At 34.5% G+C, this 5430-nt stretch carries 8 protein-coding genes; all 8 read right to left on the bottom strand.

The window, feature by feature from the left end; genetic code table 11:
- Positions 1 to 35: 35 nt before the first annotated feature.
- Positions 36 to 569 carry a DUF6512 family protein gene (locus ACESM9_RS14010; RefSeq protein WP_372999976.1) on the bottom strand — a complete coding sequence of 178 codons (534 nt, stop codon included), beginning with the start codon at positions 567 to 569 and terminating at the stop codon, positions 36 to 38.
- 113 nt (positions 570 to 682) lie between these two features.
- Positions 683 to 1633, bottom strand: coding sequence for a hypothetical protein (locus ACESM9_RS14005; RefSeq protein WP_372999974.1), 951 nt, complete (start codon positions 1631 to 1633; stop codon positions 683 to 685).
- A gap of 10 nt (positions 1634 to 1643) precedes the next feature.
- A complete protein-coding gene (gene lepB / locus ACESM9_RS14000) occupies positions 1644 to 2225 on the bottom strand; it encodes a signal peptidase I (protein WP_372999971.1) in 582 nt (193 codons plus the stop codon).
- Between the two features lie 74 nt (positions 2226 to 2299).
- Complete coding sequence (locus ACESM9_RS13995; RefSeq protein ID WP_372999969.1) at positions 2300 to 3061, bottom strand: alpha/beta hydrolase family protein; 762 nt, start codon at positions 3059 to 3061, stop codon at positions 2300 to 2302.
- Between the two features lie 15 nt (positions 3062 to 3076).
- Entirely contained in the window at positions 3077 to 3955 is an 879-nt protein-coding gene (locus tag ACESM9_RS13990; protein ID WP_372999966.1) for a GNAT family N-acetyltransferase, read from the bottom strand.
- Positions 3956 to 3964: 9 nt separating this feature from the next.
- Entirely contained in the window at positions 3965 to 4636 is a 672-nt protein-coding gene (locus ACESM9_RS13985) for an MBL fold metallo-hydrolase (RefSeq protein ID WP_372999963.1), read from the bottom strand.
- Positions 4637 to 4655: 19 nt separating this feature from the next.
- A complete protein-coding gene (locus ACESM9_RS13980) occupies positions 4656 to 5195 on the bottom strand; it encodes a GNAT family N-acetyltransferase (RefSeq protein WP_372999960.1) in 540 nt (179 codons plus the stop codon).
- A gap of 57 nt (positions 5196 to 5252) precedes the next feature.
- A partial coding sequence (locus tag ACESM9_RS13975) for a DNA-3-methyladenine glycosylase I (protein ID WP_372999979.1) occupies positions 5253 to 5430 on the bottom strand: 178 nt, incomplete at its 5' end.

Below are 5430 nucleotides of genomic sequence, written 5' to 3'. Positions count from 1 at the left end.
CAACAGCAATTGAAATTTAGGTGTCAATTTGTGGTTTATATTCCATAGCTCCCGCTCTGAGGATCCTTGAATAAAGGCAAATGTGGCGGATAATAAGTGAATACTACTAATAGCATACCGAATACAAAAAGCAAAACAAATCCAATTTTATCAAGTTTTCTGCTATAGTTTTTTATCATAATAGTATAGCTTAGTATTCCATATATGACTGCTCCTATTATATATAATAAAATATCAAAAAACAATGAGTGTTTCCCTGTCAATGCAGCATAAAAATAGAAAAATGCTACGATAAAAGTATTCATGCTTATTATACCAACAGCTTTGGCAAAGAAGTAGCTTCCTGTGTGCTCTTTCAAAAAAGGATATTCAATAAGGCAAAAGAATATCATGGACCAATATCCTAATTTGAGGTGTTCCCAAACGCTTTCGTTTACTGCACTGAATGCTCCAACTATAGGTGATTCTCCGGACCATTCATACGTAAAATGCAATAATGAACCAATAATAAGTATCCAAATCACGGAGATGATCTGCCATTTTAACACTTTTTTTCTCCACAAATTCATTATTTACACCTCATTGACCTTATTCACTTTTTACATCCATAGCATATCCTTTCCCCATGATGAGTATTCCCAATTGCCAGATTCATTTAATCATGTGTTATCCTGCAGAGGGATTATTTCAATGAAAGAATCAAACTTTGAAATCCTGTCTCTCCTTCAGGTTTAAAGCTGCAAGTATAAAATGAAAGATCTCTGAATTCAAAATATATAACTGTATGATGCTGATCAGCAATATCTATTAATTCCTTAATTTCTATATTTGATATATATTCCTCATTTGCCAGATTCATTATATCTTTCTCTGTTTCATCTGATAAGAATACATTTTCAAAATCAAGATAAAATAATGGTTTGTCTTCTCTATCAAATATTACTCCAGCCTTTATAGCAGGGCAGAAATAACCTCCTGCAAGCACAGTTTCTTTTGTGACTTCAAAACTGAATGTTATTTCTTTTTCTTTCTCTGTTATTTCACCAAAACCTGCTTTATTGATGCCGTTGCCTAATCTTACCTGAGAGCCTGAATTCAAGCTGTAATATAACTGTTCCACCGAAGTTGTATTTTTTTCAATATCATAATTTATCTTGTGAGGAAAAACTCTAAAAGCATTTATTATATTATTCCCTTCACAATGAAATGAGATAATTCCGTTTTCATAAGTTATATCGGAAATATAATCTGTGGTATCGAGATTTATTGTTCTGCAACTGTTTTCCTGAAAGCCCACAAGAGCGTAATTCAAATTTGTAAGGGGAGAAATCGGTGAAGTCTGGTATGCTGCAAGAAAGTAATTTTCGTTCAGCCTTTCAAGCTTAACTATTTGAATTTCACTATTCTTGTTGACCATGGTTTTTTCATGCAAAGCATTTTTAAAATGCTGGTCCAAAAGGTTTATAGCTTTATTGTAATCCTCAAGCTTATACCATTCATTTATTTCAACAGTTTGTGAATTAACTTCTATGTTTGAAGCTGCTTCTACCTCGCTTTGGGGAACCTGAACTGAGCAGCTGGAAAACAACATGGAGAGTATAACTAACATCAGTATTACTAATTTTCTTTTCATTTCATTCAACTCACTTTTTGATTATTTTTATTTCATCCAGGGGCCAAACTTTGGCTACTGCTTTACCCTCGATTTGCTTGTAATCTATAAAGCCCAGCTGTCTGCTGTCTAAGCTCACCTCTCTATTATCGCCCAAAACGAATACTTTGCCCTCGGGCACCTTTATTGGAAACTCAATTCCTTCCGCATAGGTCCCTCCCTTTACATAGGACTCCTGGATCAATTCACCATTAATATATACCTTGCCACCATCAATTACTATTTCATCACCGGGTATGCCTATAACTCTTTTTATTAAATGATTTCTTGATACTTTTCCTCTAAGAATATTTATTGTATCCTTTACTTCACTCACATAATCAGATACAAATCCCTGACTTTCTTTTTCACTGTCTAAAACTATTACATCCCCTCTTTTAGGCTCAGTAAACCCATAAATGAATTTTAGTTCCAATACTCTTTCGCCTTGAACAAGAGTATTTTCCATGGAATTCATTCTTACTTGAGGGATGGCAAATACATTACTCTTAAGAAACATTGCAATAGCAAATGCCAATAAAACAGACCCCACAAGTTCAAATATTTTTTTCATATCATCACCCCTGAATCTTCTTCCATTTCTAATCATGTATGTTATCTATTTAGACTATGTTTTTCCCCTTTTGGTTACAAATACTTGTCAAGCCATGCTATAGTTTCTTCCATCATTCGTACTGTCTTATAATGATTCAATCTAGGTTCTATAACAAATTTTAATCTTTCAGGCTTGTCTTTATACCCTTCCTTTATCTCATCATAAAAGTATCTCTGTATATCTATAGGTACTGAAGTGTCAGCATCTCCGTGAAGTAAAAGCATTGGTCTGGGATATAAGGTATCCTTCCTTGACAAGGGATCATAACTTATTATTTCCTCCAATTGCTCTTCATCTGCCATACCTTTCCCTTCATAATCCATAGCTTTAAAGGTTATTTCTGCCTTCTGCCAGGCACTGGCTCCATTCATATTAATCAGACATTTGGTTTTAGTATTTGATGCAAATACTCCGCTGGCAATGAACCCTCCCATGGAGCTTCCCATTACAGCAATCCTGCGCATGGATAATCCAAGCTTATCCTCTGCGGCATTTACCAATGCTTCATATTCTTTTACCGTATTTAATATAACCTCCCAGAAATATTTGCGAAGTTCTTGTGCGCCGTATCTTTCTAACTTGCCTCTTTCTCCATGATGGATGGCATCAGGCAAAATTACATTATAGCCATGAAAAGCCAGTATTTTACCCAGAAACAGGTTGTTATCCTTGTTTGATTCCCAACCGTGATAGTAAATTACAGTTGGTGTTTCTTCTGTAACGAATATAGGTTTTACGTATATACACGGTATATTTCCCAATTTGACTCGTGAAATATCCAATAAACCTTTCATCTCATATGTCATCTCCTATAGATTAAATGTATTAACAGGCTTTCTGTAATAATCAAATGCTGTTTCTATTATGAATCCGCTGCTTTTATATAGATTGAAAGCAGGTGTATTTTTGCTCTCTACTTCAATTGTTATATTGTCATGGCCATTTTCCAACAGATATTTTACTATAAGAAGAATCAATTCCCTTCCATATCCTTTGCCTTGAAACTTTGGAAGTATGCCTAAACCATATATTGCAACCTCTTCATATCCAAAGTATCCGCTTCCAATGCCTATAATTTGGTCTTCCAAAACAGTAGCATAGTTTTTTCTGTTTGTTGAGTTGAAGCAGTTTGTTATAAATTCTTCTTCATCTTCGACACTTTCTTCAAAGACCTGGGCACTGACATAGGCCAGCCTTTTTATATCCGATCTATCAGGAAGATAAAATTTGGTTTTGAATTCATTGCTCTTATCAAGGACATTGGTTGTTTTATCAAACTTCATATAGTATTCTGTAAAATCATAATCTACACCTAGACTACTAATGCTTTCTCTGCCGGATAAGGATTGATTTTCACAAACAAACAATACATCCTTTATATCATATTTTTTTAATTCCTCAACTGCCTCTGACAGCAACCTTTTGAAGTATCCTCTTCTTCTATAATCAGGCAATGTATAGGCTGATATTTCAGCCTCTTCCCGGGTAGGTATAAACATAAACAGAAAGCTCACCAATTTATTTTCTTCATAAAGCAAAAACAGGTATTTTATTTCCTGATCAAAATTTACTGATCCGTCAAGATATAAATTGCCTTTAAGCTTATCATGCTCCTTGCAGCGTGAATACACTTCTTTCATTTCCTTTTCCAATGTTGGGTCCAATCTATTCAATGATTTAATATGCATATAAACCTCCTACTTCATCTGCTTTTTTATATAACTAATATTCTCATTTATTAAATCCTCATCTACTATTCCAGAATGACCGCTTATAACAGTTTCAGCTTTTATACTTTTTATATATTCCAGTGATTTTATGTATACTTCTAAGTTTTCGTATTGCAAATATGGCTCAGGATCTTCAATCAAATCTCCAGCAAATAAAACTGAATCTTCTCTATCGAAGCAAATGGCAGAATCAACTGTATGACCTGGAGCATAGATAAACTCAATGCCGTAGTCCTCAAAGTTCAATCTGCTGTCAAAGGTCAAGTTTGGCAACTTCAATTCAAAGGAACCATCATGATATTTCCCCTTGAATCTTTCAAGATCCTTTTCTCCATTTTCAAGAATTCTTCTTCTGCAACTATCATGAGCTATGATGGTTGAATCAGGAAAAGCACAGTTGCCCCAAATGTGATCCCAATCACCATGGGAATTGAATACTATAACTTCTTTATTTCCCAATCCTTCAGCATTTATATAATCTTTGACAACAGCCATAGATTTTGGTCCCACATGGGTGTCACAAAGAAAAAGCTTATCTCCCGTATCTATTATATATACACATGTGTCCTGAGAAAAGAGGGAATCTCCCTCTTGAAATGTAAACAATGTCCCTCTTTTTGATATCTTTTCAATTTTCACTTAACCCCATCTCCTTTTTCTACTTGTTGGCTTTCTTCCAATCCTCAAAAAATATTGCCATGGCATAATCATCATAGTATTGCCCATCTCTAAAAAGTTCATCTTTGAATATCCCTTCCACCTGAAAACCGCACTTTTCATAGCATCTTATGGCTCTTTTATTAAATGAAAAAACATTGAGCTTTATCTTGTTTATATTCATCTGCTCAAATATGAATTTCACTAAAACCTTAACAGCATCTGTTCCGTATCCTCTTCCCCAATAATCCTTATCTCCTATAAATATGCCTATAATTACACTTCTGTTGAGCCAATTTATTTTATTTATTCCGCATCCCCCGATATACTTACCTGTTTCCAAATCTTCGATGGCAAAGTTATATGAATCCTTTAGATCCAATAGACTTTCGAACCACTTTTCTTCCTGCTCCAGAATCATGGGGTATGGAATTTTATTCACCAGCAATCTTTTAAGTTCACTATCATTCATGTATTCACAGGCTAATTTTATATCTTCTCTTTTATAGGCTCTCAGCTTTACCTTTTCTCCATAATACATAATAAAACCACCTTTTTTATCAATTAAAACATAGCCTATTCAATATATTTACGATTATTACTTAATCTCATAGGATCCGCTGGAAAGTTCCTCATACCTGAAGCAATCCACTACATGATCGTTGACCAGACCTGTTGCCTGCATATGAGAGTATATAATCACAGGACCCAGAAATTGAAAGCCTCTCTTTTTCATATCCATACTTATTCTCTCTGACAACTCCGTCTTTGCAGGA

It is taken from the genome of Lutispora sp. (assembly GCF_041687175.1).
Classification (GTDB): domain Bacteria; phylum Bacillota; class Clostridia; order Lutisporales; family Lutisporaceae; genus Lutispora.
The sequence above is the reverse complement of the archived record's forward strand: the minus strand, read 5'-3'. Positions and strand labels throughout refer to the sequence as shown.